The sequence below is a fragment of the Streptomyces sp. IBSNAI002 genome (assembly GCF_052244475.1).
Lineage (GTDB): Bacteria > Actinomycetota > Actinomycetes > Streptomycetales > Streptomycetaceae > Streptomyces.
In genome coordinates, this window is record NZ_JBQPXG010000002.1 from 2009501 (window position 1) to 2027032 (window position 17532).

17 protein-coding genes are annotated in these 17532 nt (G+C 73.6%); 8 read left to right on the forward strand and 9 right to left on the reverse strand.

Annotated elements, in window-relative coordinates:
- Positions 1 to 23: 23 nt before the first annotated feature.
- Positions 24 to 1238 carry an acyl-CoA dehydrogenase family protein gene (locus ACTVZO_RS09830; protein ID WP_443298009.1) on the forward strand — a complete coding sequence of 405 codons (1215 nt, stop codon included), beginning with the start codon at positions 24 to 26 and terminating at the stop codon, positions 1236 to 1238.
- A 126-nt stretch (positions 1239 to 1364) separates the two neighbouring features.
- Positions 1365 to 1997 carry an acetate uptake transporter gene (locus ACTVZO_RS09835; protein ID WP_443298010.1) on the forward strand — a complete coding sequence of 211 codons (633 nt, stop codon included), beginning with the start codon at positions 1365 to 1367 and terminating at the stop codon, positions 1995 to 1997.
- Between the two features lie 2 nt (positions 1998 to 1999).
- Here ACTVZO_RS09835 and ACTVZO_RS09840 read toward each other — a convergent pair whose 3' ends face one another.
- The 3 genes from ACTVZO_RS09840 to ACTVZO_RS09850 are packed head-to-tail and all read right to left on the reverse strand — an operon-like array spanning position 2000 to position 5164.
- Positions 2000 to 2605, reverse strand: a complete 606-nt coding sequence (locus ACTVZO_RS09840) for a TetR/AcrR family transcriptional regulator (RefSeq protein ID WP_443298011.1) — start codon at positions 2603 to 2605, stop codon at positions 2000 to 2002.
- 49 nt (positions 2606 to 2654) lie between these two features.
- On the reverse strand, positions 2655 to 4397 hold the full coding sequence (locus ACTVZO_RS09845; protein WP_443298012.1) for a class I adenylate-forming enzyme family protein: 1743 nt from the start codon (positions 4395 to 4397) through the stop codon (positions 2655 to 2657).
- A complete protein-coding gene (locus ACTVZO_RS09850; RefSeq protein ID WP_443298013.1) occupies positions 4394 to 5164 on the reverse strand; it encodes an SDR family oxidoreductase in 771 nt (256 codons plus the stop codon). Before ACTVZO_RS09850 ends, ACTVZO_RS09845 begins: the two co-directional genes overlap by 4 nt.
- Positions 5165 to 5310: 146 nt before the next feature.
- Between ACTVZO_RS09850 and ACTVZO_RS09855 the strand changes: the two genes are divergently transcribed.
- The 4 genes from ACTVZO_RS09855 (at position 5311) to ACTVZO_RS09870 (ending at position 9527) form a co-directional block, all read left to right on the forward strand.
- Positions 5311 to 6594, forward strand: a complete 1284-nt coding sequence (locus ACTVZO_RS09855; RefSeq protein ID WP_443298014.1) for an exo-beta-N-acetylmuramidase NamZ family protein — start codon at positions 5311 to 5313, stop codon at positions 6592 to 6594.
- 85 nt (positions 6595 to 6679) lie between these two features.
- Complete coding sequence (locus ACTVZO_RS09860) at positions 6680 to 8077, forward strand: serine-threonine protein kinase (protein ID WP_443298015.1); 1398 nt, start codon at positions 6680 to 6682, stop codon at positions 8075 to 8077.
- 95 nt (positions 8078 to 8172) lie between these two features.
- A complete protein-coding gene (locus ACTVZO_RS09865; protein WP_443298016.1) occupies positions 8173 to 8754 on the forward strand; it encodes a hypothetical protein in 582 nt (193 codons plus the stop codon).
- Between the two features lie 95 nt (positions 8755 to 8849).
- Positions 8850 to 9527 carry a 3-keto-5-aminohexanoate cleavage protein gene (locus ACTVZO_RS09870; protein WP_443298017.1) on the forward strand — a complete coding sequence of 226 codons (678 nt, stop codon included), beginning with the start codon at positions 8850 to 8852 and terminating at the stop codon, positions 9525 to 9527.
- Here the strand turns inward: ACTVZO_RS09870 and soxR are convergent.
- Complete coding sequence (soxR, locus tag ACTVZO_RS09875; RefSeq protein WP_443298018.1) at positions 9508 to 9999, reverse strand: redox-sensitive transcriptional activator SoxR; 492 nt, start codon at positions 9997 to 9999, stop codon at positions 9508 to 9510. The two genes, ACTVZO_RS09870 and soxR, sit on opposite strands and share 20 nt — an antisense overlap.
- Positions 10000 to 10075: 76 nt before the next feature.
- Between soxR and ACTVZO_RS09880 the strand changes: the two genes are divergently transcribed.
- The gene (locus ACTVZO_RS09880; protein WP_443298019.1) at positions 10076 to 10537 is read left to right on the forward strand and encodes a MaoC family dehydratase; all 462 of its coding nucleotides are present in this window, start codon (positions 10076 to 10078) and stop codon (positions 10535 to 10537) included.
- Between the two features lie 31 nt (positions 10538 to 10568).
- Here ACTVZO_RS09880 and ACTVZO_RS09885 read toward each other — a convergent pair whose 3' ends face one another.
- Positions 10569 to 11198: a TetR/AcrR family transcriptional regulator gene (locus ACTVZO_RS09885; protein ID WP_443298020.1), complete on the reverse strand. Its 630-nt coding sequence runs from the start codon at positions 11196 to 11198 to the stop codon at positions 10569 to 10571.
- Positions 11199 to 11285: 87 nt separating this feature from the next.
- A complete protein-coding gene (locus tag ACTVZO_RS09890; RefSeq protein ID WP_443298021.1) occupies positions 11286 to 12437 on the reverse strand; it encodes an acyl-CoA dehydrogenase family protein in 1152 nt (383 codons plus the stop codon).
- Positions 12438 to 12515: 78 nt separating this feature from the next.
- On the opposite strand from ACTVZO_RS09890, the gene ACTVZO_RS09895 reads away from it, so the two are divergent.
- Positions 12516 to 13163: a TetR/AcrR family transcriptional regulator gene (locus tag ACTVZO_RS09895; RefSeq protein WP_443298022.1), complete on the forward strand. Its 648-nt coding sequence runs from the start codon at positions 12516 to 12518 to the stop codon at positions 13161 to 13163.
- Positions 13164 to 13301: 138 nt separating this feature from the next.
- Here the strand turns inward: ACTVZO_RS09895 and ACTVZO_RS09900 are convergent, their stop codons facing one another.
- From ACTVZO_RS09900 to ACTVZO_RS09910, 3 genes are all read right to left on the reverse strand, one after another.
- Positions 13302 to 14381, reverse strand: coding sequence for a Zn-dependent alcohol dehydrogenase (locus ACTVZO_RS09900; RefSeq protein ID WP_443298023.1), 1080 nt, complete (start codon positions 14379 to 14381; stop codon positions 13302 to 13304).
- A 110-nt stretch (positions 14382 to 14491) separates the two neighbouring features.
- On the reverse strand, positions 14492 to 15904 hold the full coding sequence (locus ACTVZO_RS09905) for an aldehyde dehydrogenase family protein (protein WP_443298024.1): 1413 nt from the start codon (positions 15902 to 15904) through the stop codon (positions 14492 to 14494).
- Between the two features lie 98 nt (positions 15905 to 16002).
- Positions 16003 to 17508, reverse strand: a complete 1506-nt coding sequence (locus ACTVZO_RS09910; protein ID WP_443298025.1) for a CitMHS family transporter — start codon at positions 17506 to 17508, stop codon at positions 16003 to 16005.
- Positions 17509 to 17532: the final 24 nt, after the last annotated feature.

A 17532-nucleotide genomic window follows, 5' to 3' on the forward strand; every position in this document is an offset into this window, starting at 1 on the left:
ACGAAGGCTGAGGCACACAACCGATGGACTTCGCATTCGACGCCCGGACCGAGGAACTCCGCGAGCGGCTGCTCGCGTTCATGGAGGAGTACGTCTACCCGGCGGAGGCCGTCGCCGCCGGGCAGCGCGCACGGCTGGCCTCGCCCTGGGACACCCCGGCCGTCTTCGGTGAACTGAAGGCCGAGGCGCGCCGCCAGGGGCTGTGGAACCTATTCCTGCCGGACGCCGCGTACGGCGCCGGGCTGACCAACCTCCAGTACGCCCCGCTCGCCGAGATCACCGGCCGCAGCCCGCACCTGGCCCCGATGGCGACCAACTGCGCGGCCCCGGACACCGGGAACATGGAGCTGCTCGCGCAGTTCGGCTCCGAGGAGCACAAGAAGCAGTGGCTGGAGCCCCTGCTGGCCGGGGAGATCCGCTCCGCGTTCGCGATGACCGAGCCCGAGGTGGCGTCGTCGGACGCGACCAACATCGAGACCCGGATCGAACGGGCGGGTGACGAGTACGTGGTCACGGGCCGCAAGTGGTTCATCTCCGGGGCGATGAACCCGGACTGCAAGATCTTCATCGTGATGGGCAAGACCGACCCGGAGGGCGCCGATCCGCGCCGTCAGCAGTCGATGATCCTCGTGCCGCGCGACACCCCGGGGGTCGAGGTGCGGCGGGCCATGACGGTGTACGGGTACGAGGACCACGACCACGGCGGGCACGCCGAGGTGGTCTTCGACGGGGCGCGGGTCCCGGCGGCGAACCTGATCGACGAGGAGGGCACCGGCTTCGCCATCGCCCAGGCACGGCTCGGGCCGGGCCGCATCCACCACTGCATGCGGCTGATCGGCATGGCGGAGCGGGCGATCGAGCTGATGTGCCGGCGCGCCGTGGACCGCACCGCCTTCGGCAAGCCGCTGGCCGCGCAGGGCGTCGTACAGAACTGGATCGCGGACGCCCGGGTCACGGTGGAGCAGCTGCGGCTGCTGGTGCTGAAGACGGCCTGGCTGATGGACACGGCCGGCAACCGGGGCGCGCACACCGAGATCCAGGCCATCAAGATCGCGACCCCGCGGGCGGTGGTGGGGATCCTGGACGACGCGGTGCAGCTGTACGGCGCGGGCGGGGTGAGCCAGGACTTCCCGCTCGCGGAGCTGTGGGCGGCGGCGCGGACGCTGAGGCTGGCGGACGGCCCGGACGAGGTGCACCAGCGCTCGCTGGCCCGGCGCGAGCTGAAGCGGTACATGTAGCGGCGGGCGGGCCGGAGGGGGCGGGGTTCGGGACCTCCGCCCCCGGCGGGTGGACCTTCGGTGGTCCAGACCAGTCGGGGAGTCCGATATATTCGAGTTCTCCCCCCACCGAAAGTGCCCTTCGCCATGCCCAGCTCCACCCTGGCCCCCGCGCCGCAGGCCCCGGCCGCTCACCTCCCCGAGGCTTCCCCCGCGCCGCGGGCCACGGTCGCGAACCCCGGGCCGCTCGGCCTGGCCGCGTTCGCCCTGACCACCTTCGTGCTCAGCCTCTTCAACTCGGGCCTGATCGCGAACGCGGCCCTCAGCGCCGTCGTGCTGCCGCTCGCGCTCTTCTACGGCGGCATCGCGCAGTTCGCGGCCGGCGTGATGGAGTTCCGGCGCGGCAACACCTTCGCGACCACGGCCTTCGTCTCGTACGGCGCCTTCTGGATGGCCTTCGCGGGCTACGTGAAGTTCGTCGTGCCGACGCTGCCGGCCGGCCAGGCGCACATCGCCACCGGCTGGTTCCTCGTCGCCTGGTTCGTCTTCACGGCCTACATGTCCGTCGCCGCCATGAAGCTCGACCTGGCGCACCGGCTGCTGTTCGGCGTACTGGCACTGACCTTCCTGTTCCTGGCGCTGGGCGACCTGTCCCAGGTGGCGGCCCTCGGCCACGTCGGCGGCTGCCTCGGCCTGCTCTGCGCGGGCATCGCCTGGTACATCTCGTTCGCCGTGGTGACCGAGGAGACCTGGGGCCGCAAGGTCCTCCCGCTGGGCTGAGCTCAGGGTCGCAGCGCGCGCAGCAGCAGGTCGGCGAGGTGGTCGGCGACCTGCTGCGGGGTGAGCGGCCCGTCCGCGCGGTACCAGGTCGACAGGTGGTGCACGGACCCGAAGTGGTAGTCCACCACCAGGTCGGCGGGGGTGGCCGTGGAGAACACGCCGCTGCGCTGGCCCTCCTCGACGAGCGCGCGGAAGCGCTCGTGGTAGCGCCGGCGCTCCGCCCGCACCTGCTTGAACTTCTCCGGGCTGAGCTGGTGCATCGACCGGAAGAAGATCATCGCGTCGTCGAGGTTCTCGATGGTCGTGACCACCACGTCGGCGGCGGCCGTCCGCAGCCGGTCCTCGACCGGCGCGTCGGATCCGGCCACCGCGTCGAGCCGCTGCTGCTGGCGGCGCAGCATGCGCGCGTACACCTCGTGCAGCAGGTCGTCCTTGGACCCGAAGTAGTGGTAGAGCGCGCCCTTGGTGACCCCGGCCGCCTCGACGATCTCCTGTACGGAGGTGCGGTCGTAGCCGCGTTCGGCGAACAGCCGGGTGGCGACGGCCAGCAGCCGCTGCGGTACCGGGGCCTCGTGCGCGCCTTCGGGTTCCGTGGTCCTGGCAGCCATGGCTCCGACCTTCCCTTCCCATTCCAGCTGTACGACCATCCGACTGTTTTCAGCCGCGATCGCGCAGTTCCCGTCGAAGGATCTTGCCACTGGTGGTCTTCGGCAGAACAGCCAGGATCTCCACCTGACGTGGGTACTTGTACGCGGCGATGCGTTCGGCGCAGTAGGCGGACAGTTCGGCCGGTTCCGCGCGGGCGCCGGGCCGGAGGCTGACGTAGGCCTTCACGCTCTCCCCACGGTAGGGGTCCGGGACGCCGACCACGGCCGCCTCGCGCACCGCCGGGTGCGTGTAGAGCACGTCCTCGACCTCGCGCGGCCACACCTTGAAGCCGGAGGCGTTGATCATGTCCTTCTTGCGGTCGACGACGTAGAGCCAGCCGTCCGGATCCATGAAACCGACGTCTCCGGTGCGCAGTTCGCCGTCCGGAAAGGCCTTGGCGGTGTCCTCGGGCAGGCCCCAGTAGCCGGGCACGACCTGCGGACCGCGGACGGCTATCTCGCCGGTCTCGCCGAAGGGCACCTCGGCGCCCCGCTCGTCGAGGATCCGTACGACGGTGTCGGCGCCGGGGACTCCCACGGAGAGGGTGCCGGAGGCCGGGTCGACGGGGGCTTCGAGGTGCGCGGGGACGCTGGCGCAGGGGGCGGTGCACTCGGTGAGGCCGTAGCCGTTGCGCAGGTAGAAGCCGAAGGCTCCGCGCAGCCGCTCAACGAGCGCGGGAGGCAGCGGGGCTCCGCCCGAGGAGATCACCCGGAACGAGGCGAAGTGCTCCCGGGTCGCCTCCGGACGGGCGGCCAGGGCCATGAAGGCGGTGGCCGGGCCGACGGTGTAGGCGGGCCGGTGCTCCAGGAAGGCGTCGAGCACGACCGCGGCGTCGAACCGGTGGGCGAGGACGAGGGTGCCGGCGTTGGCGAAGCAGGCGGCGAGCTCGCAGACCATGCCGGTGATGTGGAAGAGCGGCGCGAGGGCGAAGTAGGTGGCGCCCTCGGGGAGCGGGTGGCCGGTGACCTGGCGGACGGCGTTGTACGTCAGGGCGCCGTGCGGGTTCATCGCGCCCTTGGGGGTGCCGCTGGTGCCGGAGGTGTAGCTGATGAGGGCGGTGTCGGCGGCGGTGAGCAGCGGGTCCTGCGGCGCGGGGCGCCTTCCGTGGGCCACGGTGTACAGGTCGCCGACGTGGAGGGCCGCCGCCGGCGGGACGGCCCGCTCGTGCGGTGCGGCCGCGCGGTCCCCCGGGCCGGGGGCGGCCTGCTGCCGGGGCAGGGGAGGCGCGGCAGGCGCGGGGCCGAGGACGCGCGGGTCGTCGCGGGTCTGGAACTCCCGGTCGGAGGCGGTCAGGACGGTCCGTACGGCCGTGCCCCCGGCGGCCTCGCGCAGGTACGCCGACCAGGCGCGGCCCTCGCAGACCAGCGCGGCGGCCCCGGAATCGCGCAGGATGTGCCCGACCTCGCCGGACTTGTACATGGGGTTGAGGGGGACCACGACCGCCCCGGCCTTCCAGGCGGCGAGGACGGCCAGCACGAAGTGCGGCGTGTTCTGCAGCATGACCGCGACCCGGTCCCCGCGGCCGATGCCGCGCGCCGCGAGGTGCCCGGCCACCGAGTCGGAGAGCGCATCGGCCTCGGCGTAGCCGGTGCGGCCGTCGAAGTAGGCGAGCGCGGTCCGCCCGGGGGCCTTGGCCACGGCCTCGCGGAAGGCGTGCAGCACGGTCGGCGGCGGGGCGACGGGCGCCCGCTGGGCCGGGCTGAGCAGGCCGAGCCACGGCTTGGCGGCGTACGGGGAGGACACGGGGGTCACGGCGTCTCCCACGTGCGCTGGAGGTGGTTCATGCCGCTCAGCCAGCGGTCCGGGTCGGTGGCGCGGGCGGCGTAGAAGTCCGCGACCTCGGGGTGCGGGAGGATCAAGAACCGGCCCTTCTCCATGCCGTCGAACAGTGCGTCAGCGACCGCTGCCGGCTCGATCGCGGTCGGTGCGAGGACGAGCTCACCCGCCGATCCCGCGGCCGTCAGCATGTCGGTGCGCACCCCCTGCGGGCAGATGGCGTGGACCTGGACGCCGCGGTGGCGGTAGGTCAGCGAGAGCCATTCGGCGAAGGCGAGCGCACCGTGCTTGGTGACACTGTACGGCGCCGCTCCGATCATGGTCAGCAGTCCGGCGGCGGAGACGGTGGACACGAAGCGGCCGCTCCCCCGCTCCAGCCAGTCCGGCAGGAGCAGCCGGGCCGCGCGGACGTGGGCCATGACGTTGGTGTCCCAGGCCGCCTCCCAGACGGCCTCGTCGGCGAAGGCGTCGCCGCCGGAGGCCAGTCCGGCGTTGGCGCAGTAGACGTCGATCCCGCCGCCGAGGGCCTCCCGGGCCTCGGCGACGATCGCCGACGCGTCACCGGGGACGGAGATCGCGCGGGCGCCGATCGCGCCCGCCACGGCCGCCGACTTGGCCGCGTCGAGGTCGTTGACGACCACCGTGGCGCCCTCGGCGGCGAAGCGGTGGGCGAGGGCGGCGCCGATCCCGCCGCCCGCGCCGGTGACGACGACTCGCTGGTCCTGGTACGCGCTCGTGCTCACGGGGGATCACCTTTCGGGAGGAACGGCGGGGGATTTCCGGCAGGGCTCACGGGTGTGGCCGACGGCGGACGGGAGACCGCGGATCGTGGGCAGACTAACCAGTCGGTATGTCGGGGCGGAAGGGGGTTGCGCCCTAGCGTGGCGGGATGACTCTCTCGCGACGCGGGGTGCTGGGACTGGCGGGGGCCATGGGGGCGGCGGGGGCCGTGGGGGCTGCCGATGCGGTGGGTTCGCCTCCGGCGGTGGGCGGGGCGGCCGCCGCACGGGCGGGGCAGGTGCGGACCGGCTTCACGTGCCTGGCCGCGGACGGGTACGCCGTACTCGCCGGGCAGAAGGTCGGGGTGGTCACCAACCCCACCGGGATCACCGCCGACGCCCGCCATCTGGTCGACGTCCTGCACGCGGACGAACGGGTGGACCTGGTCGCGGTGTTCGGCCCGGAACACGGCTTCCGCGGGACGGCGCAGGCGGGCGGCTCCGAGGGGGCGTCCCGGGATCCGGCGACCGGGCTGCCCGTGTACGACACGTACGACAAGAGCGGGCAGCGGCTCGCGGACGTGTTCACGGCGGCCGGTGTCGACACCGTCGTCTTCGACATCCAGGACGTCGGGGCACGGTTCTACACCTACATCTGGACGCTCTACGACTGCATGCGCGCGGCCGCCCTCGCCGGCAAGGCGGTGGTGGTGCTGGACCGGCCCAACCCGGTGGGCGGCCGGCGGGCCGCGGGGCCGGTGCTGGAGACCCCGTACGCGAGCTTCGTGGGCCGGGAACCGATCGCGCTCGCGCACGGGATGACGGCGGCCGAGCTGGCCCTGCTGTTCAACGGCGAGTTCCTGTCCCGGCTGCCCGAGAAGGCGGTCAGGCTGCGGACGGTGCAGATGACCGGCTGGCGGCGGGGGTCGTTCTTCGGGGAGACGGGGCTGCCCTGGGTGCCGCCCAGCCCGAACATGCCGACCCCGGACACGGCTCTCGCGTACGCCGGCACCTGCCTGTTCGAGGGGACGAACCTGTCCGAGGGCCGCGGGACGACCACCCCCTTCGAGGTGCTGGGAGCGGAGGGCGTGGACCGGCGGTGGGCGGAGGCCGCGAACGCCCTGGACCTGCCCGGTGTGTGGTTCCGGGAGGCGTACTTCACGCCGTCCTTCTCCAAGCACGTGGGGAAGGTGTGCGGCGGGGTCCGGCTGATCGTGCACGACCGGGAGGCCTTCGATCCGGTGCGGGCCGGGATCGGTCTGCTGGTCACGGCCCGGCGGTCGTGGAGCGGCTTCGCCTGGCGCACGGACCACTGGATCGACAGGCTGACGGGTTCGGACCGGGTACGGAAGCTGGTGGACGCGGGGGCCGGGGTGGAGGAGATCGCCGGCGACTGGGCGGCGGGGCTGGCCCGGTTCGAGGCGGTGCGCGCGGAGTACCTGCTCTACGGGTGAGCCGGTGGCGTCGGGGGTCTGGCCGGGCGGGCGTACCCGCAGGATGCTGGATCCACCGGGCGCGCGGGGTGGAGGGGGACGGGTCATGGCGGATGGCGGAGGCGGGTTCGGGGTCGGGATCGGGGTCGGGATCGGGGTCGGGCCGTACGCGGAGCTGACCTTCGACTCCGAGGGTGACGTGGACCGGGGCTCGCTGGCGGCGGTGGCCCGGATCGAAGCCACGGACCTGCTGGTCTTCGCCCACGGCTGGAACAGCGACCGCTCCACGGCGACCCGGCTGTACGAACGGTTCTTCGCCCCGTTCCCGGGTCTGGTGGGGCCGGGGGTACGGCTGGGGTACGTGGGCGTCGTATGGCCCTCGATGCGCTTCTCCGACGAGCCGATACCGGACTTCGAGGAGCGGGGCGCACTCGCGGCGCCCGGCTTCGGGACCGCGCTGGACCCCGGGACCCGGCGGGCGCTCGGGGAGATCTGGCCCGGGCGGGAGGCGGAGCTGGACCGGGTGGCCGAACTGCTGGAGGAGCGGCCGGAGGCGGAGGCGGCCTTCATCGAGTTCGGCGCGCTCGTACGGGAACTCGCCGGTGTGGACGTGGTCGACGTGGTCGATGTGATGGACGTGACGGACACGGCGGACGTGACGGACACGGCGGATGCGGTCTCCGCCGTCCCCGCCGCGGTCGCCACGCCTTCGGCGGCGCCCGTACCGGCCGTTTTCGCGGAGGACGTCCTGGAGGTCTGCCGGGCGCTGGCCGAAGCGCTGGGCGAGGCGGGCGGACCGGGCGGGGGCGCCGGCGAGGGGGCTCTCGCGTTCGGCGGCGGGCTGCGCCCGCTGTGGAACGGCGCGAAGGAGCTGCTGCGGCAGGCCACGTACTACAAGATGAAGAAGCGGGCGGGGGTGGTCGGCGAGCGCGGCCTCGGCCCGGTGCTGACCGAGCTGGCGCACCGGCGGCCCGGCCTGCGGATCCATCTGATCGGGCACAGTTTCGGGGCGCGGCTGGTGTCGTTCTCCCTGCGCGCCGTGCCGGACGGCGCCCGGCACATCGGCTCCCTGACCCTGCTCCAGGGGGCCTTCTCCCACTACGTGTTCGCGGACCGGCTGCCGCACGACAGGAACCGCGCCGGCGCCCTGGGCGGCCTCCAGCGCAAGGTCGACGGACCGGTGGTGGCCTGCCATTCCCCGCACGACACCTCCCTGCGGGTGTTCTACCCGCTGGCCTCCCGGATGGCGGGCGATTCGGCCGGACTGCTGGGCCTCGACGAACGCTGGGGCGCGATCGGGCACGACGGGGTGCGGGCGGTGGCGGGTGCGCCCCGGCTGACGCTGGACACGGCCCTGCGCGAGGGGGTGCCGGCGACGGGCTGCGTCAGTGTGGACGCGGGCTCGGTGGTGCGGCGCGGCGGCGCCCCCTCGGGGGCGCACAGCGACATCTGCCATGCGGAACTGGCCCGGCTGGTGGTTGCGGCGGGGCGCATGGGGCGCTGAGTTCCGGCCATGTGCCACCCGCACGCCTCGACCGCCCCCGCATGCGCCCGGCACCCGCAGGGCATGTTGGGCACATCGGCGGAGGTGAAGGTGCGATGGCGGGATTCCGGAGTCTGGCATACCAGGTGCGTGACGCACGCAACGACCGGGCCTTGCGGCGCCATTCCCTGCGCCGCTGTCTGGAGCGGTTCGCTCCGTACGGGCACCGGGCCACGTGGTGGCACCTGTGCGACCGGCACGGCATCGCCCCGGAGGACCGGGGGGCCGACCCCCTGCGGCTGGTCGCCGCGCTGGAGGAGCTGGAGGACGCGCGGGCGGTCTGGCTGGAGTACGAGCGCCAGTTCGCGGAGCGGCGCCGGCGGGAGAAACACGACGGGCTGCGCCGGCCGGAGTGGACGTGGGGCGGGAGCGGAGACGCGGTGGTGCGGTGCGCGGATCCGGGGGTGCGGCCGGAGGGGGCGCTGGGCGAGGTGCTGCGTCGGCTGGTGAGGGCGCTGGAGTCGGCGCCGGGGACGGCGTGCCCGGTCTGCGGGGACGAGGAGCTGCGCTGGCCGGCCGTGCCCGCCGTCGGCTCCTGGGAGCAGGCGTGGGCCTGGGACGGTCCGGTGTGCGCGGGCTGCGGGATCGTGGTGCCGAGACCGGCGCTGACGGACACGCCGGCGGCGGGGGCGGCATGAGATCCGAGGCACCGCGGCACGCATCGGCGGCTCCGGCGGCTCCGGCGGTGTCGCTGAACGGGGCCCGGGGGGCCGCCGAGGGGGCGGCCGTTCCGATGTCGCCCCGGGATCTGGCGGAGGCCGCGGCGGCGGCGGTCGCGGCGGGGGCCGGGGAGGTGCTGGTGAGCCCGCGGACGCCGTGCGGGCGGCAGAGCCTGTCGCCGCGGGTGGTCGGGCCGGTGCTGGAGGCGCTGCGGGGCACAGGGGTCTCCGTACCGCTGGCGGTGCCGGTGAGCGTGGCCGCCGAGCCCGATCCGGCGGGGCGCCTGGAGCGGGTCCGGTCCTGGGCCGTGCTGCCGGACCGGGCGGAGGTGCGCTTCGCGGAGCCGGGGGCCGCGGCGTTGGCGCAGGCGCTGCTGGACCGGGGGGTCGCGGTGGACGCGCTGGTTCCGCTGGGCGGACCGGCCGGGCCTGAGCCGATGGCCCGGTTCCTGGCCTGGCCGGTGCGGACGCCCGGCCTGGTGCGGCTGGTGGCGGAGCTCGCCTCGGCCGATCCGGCCCTGGTGGCCGGGTTGCGCGGGCTGCCGCCGGTGGCGGTGGTGCTGTTCGGGCGGGAGGCGGCCGCCTGGCCGGTGCTGCGGCTGGCCGCGCGCTGCGGGACGGGCACGCGGACCGGCGTGGGCGAGGTGCTGCGCCTGCCGGACGGCCGGCCTGCGCGGTCGAACGCCGAACTGGTGGCGGCGGCCCGGGAGCTGCTGGCGCGGCACTCGGCCGTTACAGCCGCGAGCCGGTGATCCGTTCGCCGAAGACGTCGTCCGGGTTGGACAGCGCGCAGGTCTCCAGGGAGAGGCAGCCGCAGCCGATGCAGTCGGTCAGGTGGTCGCGCAGCCGCCCGAGTTGGCTGATCCGCTGGTCGAGCTCGGTGCGCCAGGCCTCGGAGAGGCGGGCCCGGTCCTCGCGGGTGGGGGTGCGCTCCTCGGGAAGCCGGGCCAGAGCGTCGCGGATGCTGGCGAGCGGGATGCCCACGCGCTGGGCGGCGCGTACGAAGGCGACCCGGCGCAGGGCGTCGCGGGTGTAGCGGCGCTGGTTGCCGGAGGTGCGGCGGCTGCTGATCAGGCCCTTGGCCTCGTAGAAGTGGAGCGCTGAGACGGCGGCCCCGCTGCGGGCGGACAGCTGGCCGACGGTGAGTTCGTGGACCTTCTCGGGCGGCACGCGGTCGAGGGTAGTCGGCGGTCCGCTGGCGTACACAGGGCGGTCCGTTGACATACACATACGGTCCCAGCATGCTGAGCAAGCGCTTGTTCGCCCCGGCGCATCCGCGAGTGAGAGGCAGGAGCAGGGCATGGCCGAGCCGAGGATCTTCACGTCCGCCGAGGAGCTGCACGCCGGGACGGGCGAGCCGCTCGGGCCCAGCGGGTGGCTGGAGGTGGACCAGAAGCGGATCGACCTCTTCGCGGATGCCACGGGCGACCACCAGTGGATCCACGTGGACCCGGAGCGGGCCGCGGCCGGACCCTTCGGCGCCACGATCGCGCACGGCTACCTGACCCTGTCCCTGCTGCCGAGCCTGGTACCGCAGATCATGCGGGTCGAGGGCATGAAGATGGGCATCAACTACGGGGTGAACAAGGTGCGTTTCCCGGCGCCGGTGCCGGTCGGCTCGCGGCTGCGCGCGACCGCCGTGATCACGGAGGTCACGGAGGCCGGGGGCGGCGTCCAGGTCGCGGCCACCGTCACGGTGGAGCGCGAGGGCGGCGACAAGCCGGTGTGCGTGGCGGAGTCGGTGTCGCGCTACTACTTCTGACCGGCGGCCGGACACGGCCGCCGACCGGCTGCTAGTCGCGGGGCCGCGCGCCCACCATGCGGAGCACGAGGTCGGCGTAGAGCGCGCCGACCTCGTCGGGCGTGCGGGTTCCGGTGACGCTGAACCAGCGGGCCACGTCGATGCAGAGCGACAGCACGGCGAGGGTGGTGCCGGGTACGTCCGGGACGGCGAACTCCCCCGCCTCTACGCCGTCGGCCAGGATGCGGCGCACCGCGGCGTCGCTCTGGCGGCGCAGTGCCACGATTTCGGAGCGGTGCTCCGGAGCGAGAGCATCGAGCTCGTACTGGACCACGCGCGCGGTGGTGTGGTGCGCGGCGTGCCACCGCACGAAGGAGCGCACGGCGGCGTCGAGCCGCTCGGAGGCGCCGCCCGGGCCGTCGGCCGCGGTGGTGAGGATCTCCAGGGCCTTGTCGTGGCCGATCCGGCTGATCCGGTGGAGCAGCTCTTCCTTGGTCTTGTAGTGGATGTAGAGGGCGGCCGGGCTCATCCCGGCGCGGCCCGCGATGTCACGTGTGGTGGTCGCGTGGTACCCGCGCTCGGCGAAGGCCTCGACGGCTGCGATGAGCAGCCGCCGCGCCGCGTCGGGACTGACCTCGGACCACGGCTGGTAGCCGCCGGCCGTCTCCGCCGCGCTGTCCATCGCTCACTCACCCTCTTCGCCGTATGGGAGTGACACCTTACCGGAGGGTGAGCAAGCGCTTAGCCAGCCCGCGCGCCGCCCATCCGGTCAGAAGGCGGAAACCCCCGTGCGAGCGCGGCCGATGAGCAGCTTCTGGATCTGGCTGGTGCCCTCGTAGAGGGTCATCACCCGGGCGTCGCGCAGCAGCTTCCCGGCCGGGTACTCGTCGATGTACCCGTAACCGCCGTGCACCTGGAGGGCGTTGCTCGCGGCGCGGACGGCGGCCTCGGAGGCGAAGAGCTTCGCGGTGGAGGACTCGGTGGCGAAGGGCTGCCCGCGGTCGATCAGGTCCGCGACCCGCCAGGTCAGCAGGCGGGCGGCGTCCACGTCGACCGAGATGTCGGCGATCAGCTCCTGGACCAGCTGGTGCTGGGCGATCGGCTTGCCGAACTGCTCGCGCTGGGCGGCGTACGAGACGGCCGCGTCCAAGGCCGCCTGGGCGATGCCGACGCAGCCGGCGGCGACCGACATCCGCCCCTTGGCCAGCGCGGACATGGCGACCGAGAAGCCCTTGCCCTCGGGGCCGAGCATGGCCGAGGCGGGGACGCGGACCCCGTCGAGGGTGAGCTCGGCGGTGGCCTGGCCGCGCACGCCGAGCTTGCCGTGGATCTCGCGGCGGGTGAGGCCGGGGGCGTCGGCGGGGACCAGGAAGGCGGAGACCCCGCGGTGGCCGGGCTCGTCACCGGTGCGGGCGAAGAGCAGCACGACGTCGGCCCAGGTGCCGTTGGTGATGAACATCTTGCTGCCGCTCAGGCGGTACGAGTCCCCCTCGCGCACGGCGCGGGTGGTGAGGCTCCCGGCGTCGGAGCCGGTGCCGGGCTCGGTCAGGCCGAAGCAGCCGAGCGCGTCCCCGGAGCAGAGGCGGGGCAGCCAGGCGCGCTTCTGCTCCTCGGTCCCCCACGCCGCGATGGTCTTGGCGACCAAGCCGAGGGAGACGGAGACGATGCCGCGCACGGCGGAGTCGCCCCGGCCGAGCTCCTCGGTGACCAGGACGTACGCGAGGTGGTCGCCGCCGGAGCCGCCGTACTCCTCGGGGACGGTCAGGCCGAGGAAACCGAGAGCGCCGAGCTTCTTCACGATGCCCCGGTCGACGCTCTCGGCGCGGTCCCAGGCGGCGGCGTACGGGACCACCTCGCGCTCGGTGAACTCGCGGGCGAGCCGGCGTACGGCGCTCTGCTCCTCGCTCAGCTCCAGGTTCACCGGGCACCTCCGGGCGTCTGGTCCGGGGCTTTAACTAGCACCGGTAGTTTATGGCGGGCAGGCCCTACTATGTGGCGCATGGCCAGACCGCGCAAGCCCCTTCTCAGCAGAGCCCGCATCGTCGAGGCGGCGGGTGCACTGGTGGACGCGGAGGGGCTGGAGGCGGTGTCGACGCGGCGGCTGGCGGCCGCGCTCGGGGTCAGCGGGCCGTCCCTGTACAACCACTTCCGGACGAAGGACGAGATCCTGGACGCGGTCGCGGACTCGGTGAGCGCACGGGTCGACTTGTCGATGTTCGATCCCGCCCGCCGCCTGGACTGGCGGGAGGCCCTGCACACCTGGGCCCACTCGTACCGGGACGCTCTGTCCGACCATCCGAACATCGTCCCGGTGCTGGCGCGGGGCCCGGGGCGCCGGCCGGCGGGCCTGCGGCTGGCGGACGCGGTCTTCGGCGCGATGACGGAGGCCGGCTGGCCCCCGGCGCAGGCGACCCGGATCGGCGCGCTGATGCGGTACTTCATCCTGGGCTCGGCCATGGCCTCCTTCGCCCGGGGTTTCGTGGACGACGAGACGGCATACGACCCGTCTGACTACCCCCACCTGGGCCAGGCCCACCTGCTGGCCGAGCACCAGCACGAGGTGGACGAGGGCGCCTTCGCAACCGGGCTGGCGGCCCTGCTGGACGGACTGGCCCTCCAGTACGAGGCGATGCGCGCGTCAGCGTGACCGCGCAGGGCCCGTCCAGGCCCGGCCATCGCCCCCCCTGCCCGTCCGAGCCTGGTCCGGCGCACCGGGGCACCGGGGCACCGGGGCACCGGGGCACCGGGGTTGCGGGGCACCGGGGCACCGGGGTTGCGGCAGGTCCTAGAAGACGACGAGGGAGCGGCCGCCCTTGCCCGCCAGCATGGCGTCGAACGCTGCCGGGATGCCGTCGAGGGTGATGCGGTCGGTGACGAGGGCGCCGAGGTCGAGGCGGCCCGCGCGGACGTGTTCGGCGATGACCGGGAGGTCACGGGCGGGGTCGCTGTTGCCGTAGACGCAGCCGGTGAGGGTGCGGGCGAAGTGGAAGATCTCCAGCGCGTGGAAGGTGACCTCCTGGTCCTTCCCGCCGATCCCGACCACCGTGGTCCGGCCGCCCCGGCGGGTGGAATCCCAGGCCGCGCGGATGCTCTGCGCCCGGCCGACGCACTCGACGGCGACGTCCGCGCCCTGGCCGCCGGTCAGGGCGCGGATCTGCTTGGCGGTGGTGTCGGAGGCGAGCACGAACTCGGTGGCTCCCGCCGCCCGCGCCAGCTCCTCCTTGGCTGGGGAGACGTCGACGGCCACGATGGGGCCCGCCTCGGCGATCCGGGCGGCCTGCAGGGCGGCCAGGCCGACCCCGCCGACCCCGAACACGGCCACCGACTCGCCGGGGCGGACCTGGGCGCTGTGGTGCACGGCGCCGTAGCCGGTGAGGACCGCGCAGCCGAGCAGGGCGGCCTCGGCGAGCGGGATCCCGGCGGGCGCGGGCAGCACGCAGTTGGCCGCGACGACGGTCTCCTCGGCGAACGCGGCCACGTTCAGCCCTGGGTGCAGCTCGGCGCCCTGCGCGTCGTGCGCGTAGACGGCCCCGACGCCCGTCAGCGCCTGCGCGCACAGCCAGACCTCGCCGATCGAGCAGTGGTGGCACTGCCCGCAGGACGGGGCCCAGTTGAGCACCACCCCGTCGCCGGGGGCGACGTGGGTCACGCCCTCCCCGACGGCGAGGACCGTACCCGCGCCCTCGTGACCGAGGACGGCGGGCACGGGCACGCGCATGGTGCCGTTGGTGAGGGACAGGTCGGAGTGGCAGACCCCGGCTGCGGCCAGCCGGACCCTGACCTGACCCGGCCCGGGATCGGGCAGCACGATCTCCCGTATCTCGAGCGGGGCTCCGACGGCGGGCAGGATGGCGGCGCGGACCATGGTCGTCTTCTCCGGATAGGGGGCGGCTCGGAATTTGGCGGGCAGGCGGGCAGTGCGGGACGGGGCTGGCCTGGGCCGGGCTGGCCTGGGCCGGGCTGGCCTGGGCCGGGCTAGAACTGGAGGGACTTGGTCTGGAGGTACTCCGTCAGACCGTGCGGGCCCAGCTCGCGGCCGACGCCCGACTGCTTGTAGCCGCCGAAGGGCGCGAGCACGTTGAAGCGGCCGCCGTTGATGTCCACCTGCCCGGTGTCCATGCGGCGGGCGAAGGCCACGGCCGTCTCGTCGTCCGCGGCCCAGACCGCGCCGCCCAGCCCGTAGACCGTGCCGTTGGCGATGCGCAGGGCGTCCTCCTCGTCCTCGTAGGCGAGGATCGACAGCACGGGGCCGAAGATCTCCTCCTGGGCGATGGTCATGTCGGGGGTGACGTCGGCGAACACGGTGGGCGCGACGAAGTACCCCCGCTCGTACGGTGCCTCGGCGCCGCCGGCGACGAGGCGAGCCCCCTCCTCGACACCCTTGGCGATGTACCCGCGCACGCGTTCGTGCTGCTTGGCGTTGATGACCGGGCCCAGGCGGGTGGCCGGGTCGGTCGGGTCGCCGGTGGGGTAGGTGGCGACGGCGGCGGCCGCGAGCGAGACGGCCTCCTCGTACTGGTCCCGGTGGACGAGCATGCGGGTGAGCGCGTTGCAGCTCTGGCCGGTGTTGTTCATGACGTGGCCCACGCCGGCGGAGACGGCCTTGGCCAGGTCGGCTCCGGGCAGGATGACATTGGCCGATTTTCCGCCCAGCTCGAGGGCGACCCGCTTGATGGCGGCGCCGGCGGTGGCGCCGATCTGCCTGCCGACAGCGGTCGAGCCGGTGAAGGAGACGAGGTCGACTCCCTCGTGCGCGGCGAGGGCCTGCCCGGCGACCGGGCCGGTCCCGGTCACCAGGTTGAAGACTCCGGCCGGGATGCCCGCCTCGTGCACTGCTTCGGCGAAGAGCTGTGCGGTCAGCGGGGTGTCCTCGGCCGGCTTGAGGACGAGGGTGCAGCCGGCGGCGAGAGCGGGCGCCACCTTTGCAACGACTTGGTGCAGGGGATAGTTCCAGGGCGTGATGGCCCCGACCACACCGATCGGCTCGAGCAGCACGGTGGAGTTCCCGAGCCGTTCCTCGAAGGAGTACGAGGCCGCCAGCTCGGCGTACGAGGAGGCCACCGCGAGCGGCGCCCCGACGTGGACCATCTCCGCGAAACCGAGCGGGGAGCCGAGTTCCGCGGTGATGGTCTCGGCGATCTCGCCCTTACGGGCGGCCAGCACGTCGCGCAGGGCGCCGATCAGCGCCGCCCGCTCGGCCGGAGCCGTCGCCGCCCAGCCCGGGAAGGCCGCGCGGGCCGCCCGTACGGCGGCGTCCACGTCCTCCGCGGTGCCGGCCGGAACCGCGCCGATGACCGTCTCGTCGGCCGGGTTGACGACCTCGATGCGGTCGCGTCCGGCGGCGGGCCGCCACGCGCCGCCGATGTACATCCCGTCGTGGGCCTTCATGGCATTCCTCCCGAGCACGCACGAGCGCGTAGACCTGACCTCGCGAACACCCTACAAACTAGCGTCGGTAGTTTTCGGCGCGCCAGGGGCGGCCGGGATCAGATGATGCCGAAAAGCATCCCTGCCGCGAGGACCACCAGGGAGGTCAGGGCCGCCCATTTGACGGTGAACCGGGTGTGGTCGCCGAACTCGACCTTGGCCATGCCGACGAGGACGTAGACGGCCGGAACCAGCGGGCTCGACATGTGCAGCGCCTGCCCGACCAGGGAGGCGCGGGCGATCTCGAGGGGGGAGACCCCGTGGGCGGCGCCGGCCTCGGCGAGGACGGGCAGCACGCCGAAGTAGAAGCCGTCGTTGGACATGAAGTAGGTCAGCGGCAGGCTGAGCAGGCCGGTGACCAGCGCCATGTGCGGGCCCATGCCCTCGGGGATGGCGCCGACCAGCCAGTCGGCCATGTGCTTGACCATGCCGGTTCCGGAGAGGACGCCCGTGAACACGGCGGCGGCGAAGACCATGCCGGCGACGTTGAGGACGTTCTCGGCGTGGGCGGCGATCCGCGCCTTCTGGTCGGGCATGTGGGGGTAGTTGACGGTGAGGGCGAGGGCGGCGCCGAGCAGGAACAGCACCGGGATGGGCAGCAGCTCCATGATCATCGCGGTGAGCAGGGCGATGGTGAGGCCGGCGTTGAACCAGTACAGGCGCGGGCGCAGGGTGGCGCGGTGCGGGTCGAGGCCCTGGAACCCGTCCTCGGGGGCGTCGGGAGCGGCGGGGGCCGCGGCAGGGGCAGGGGTCGCCGGGGTCGGGGCCGCGGGCTCGGAGCCGCCGGTCGCGGTGGGTTTCGTACCGCCGCGGCCTGCCGGACCGGCCTGGTCCGCGGGGGCCTCGGCGGAGCCGCCCGCACCGGCGCCGACCAGGGCGGGGGCGGTCTCCGGGGCCTGCTCGACGACGGTGGCCGCGGAGGTGACGGCCTCGCCCTCGGGCAGGGCCAGGACGCCGACCCGGCGGCGCTCCTTCAGGCCGAGGACGTAGGCCAGGAGGAACACGAAGACCAGGCCGGCCGCGAGGGCCGGGATCATCGGGACGAAGATGTCGGCGGCGTCGAGCTTGAGAGCGGTCGCGGCGCGGGCCGTGGGGCCGCCCCAGGGCAGGGTGTTCATGACGCCGTTGGCGGTGGCCGCGACGCCGGTCATGACCACCAGGCTCAGGCCGAGCCGCTTGTACAGCGGGTACATCGCCGAGACGGTGATCATGAAGGTGGTCGATCCGTCGCCGTCGAGCGAGACGATCGCCGCCAGGACGGCGGTGCCGACGACCACGCGCATCGGGTCCGCCTTGCAGAAGCGCAGGATCCCTCGCACGATCGGATCGAACAGGCCGACGTCGATCATCACGCCGAAGTAGACGATGGCGAACATCAGCATGGCGGCGGTCGGGGCGAGTTTGCCGACGCCGTCGATGACGTAGTCGCCGAGGTGGGCGCCCTTTCCTGCGAACACGCAGAAGAGCGCGGGGATGAGGACGAGCGCCGCGATGGGCGACATTTTCTTCAGCATGATCAGGACCAGGAAGGTCGCGATCATGGTGAAGCCGAGGATGGTCAGCATGCTGGGAACGTAGGTGCCGCGTCG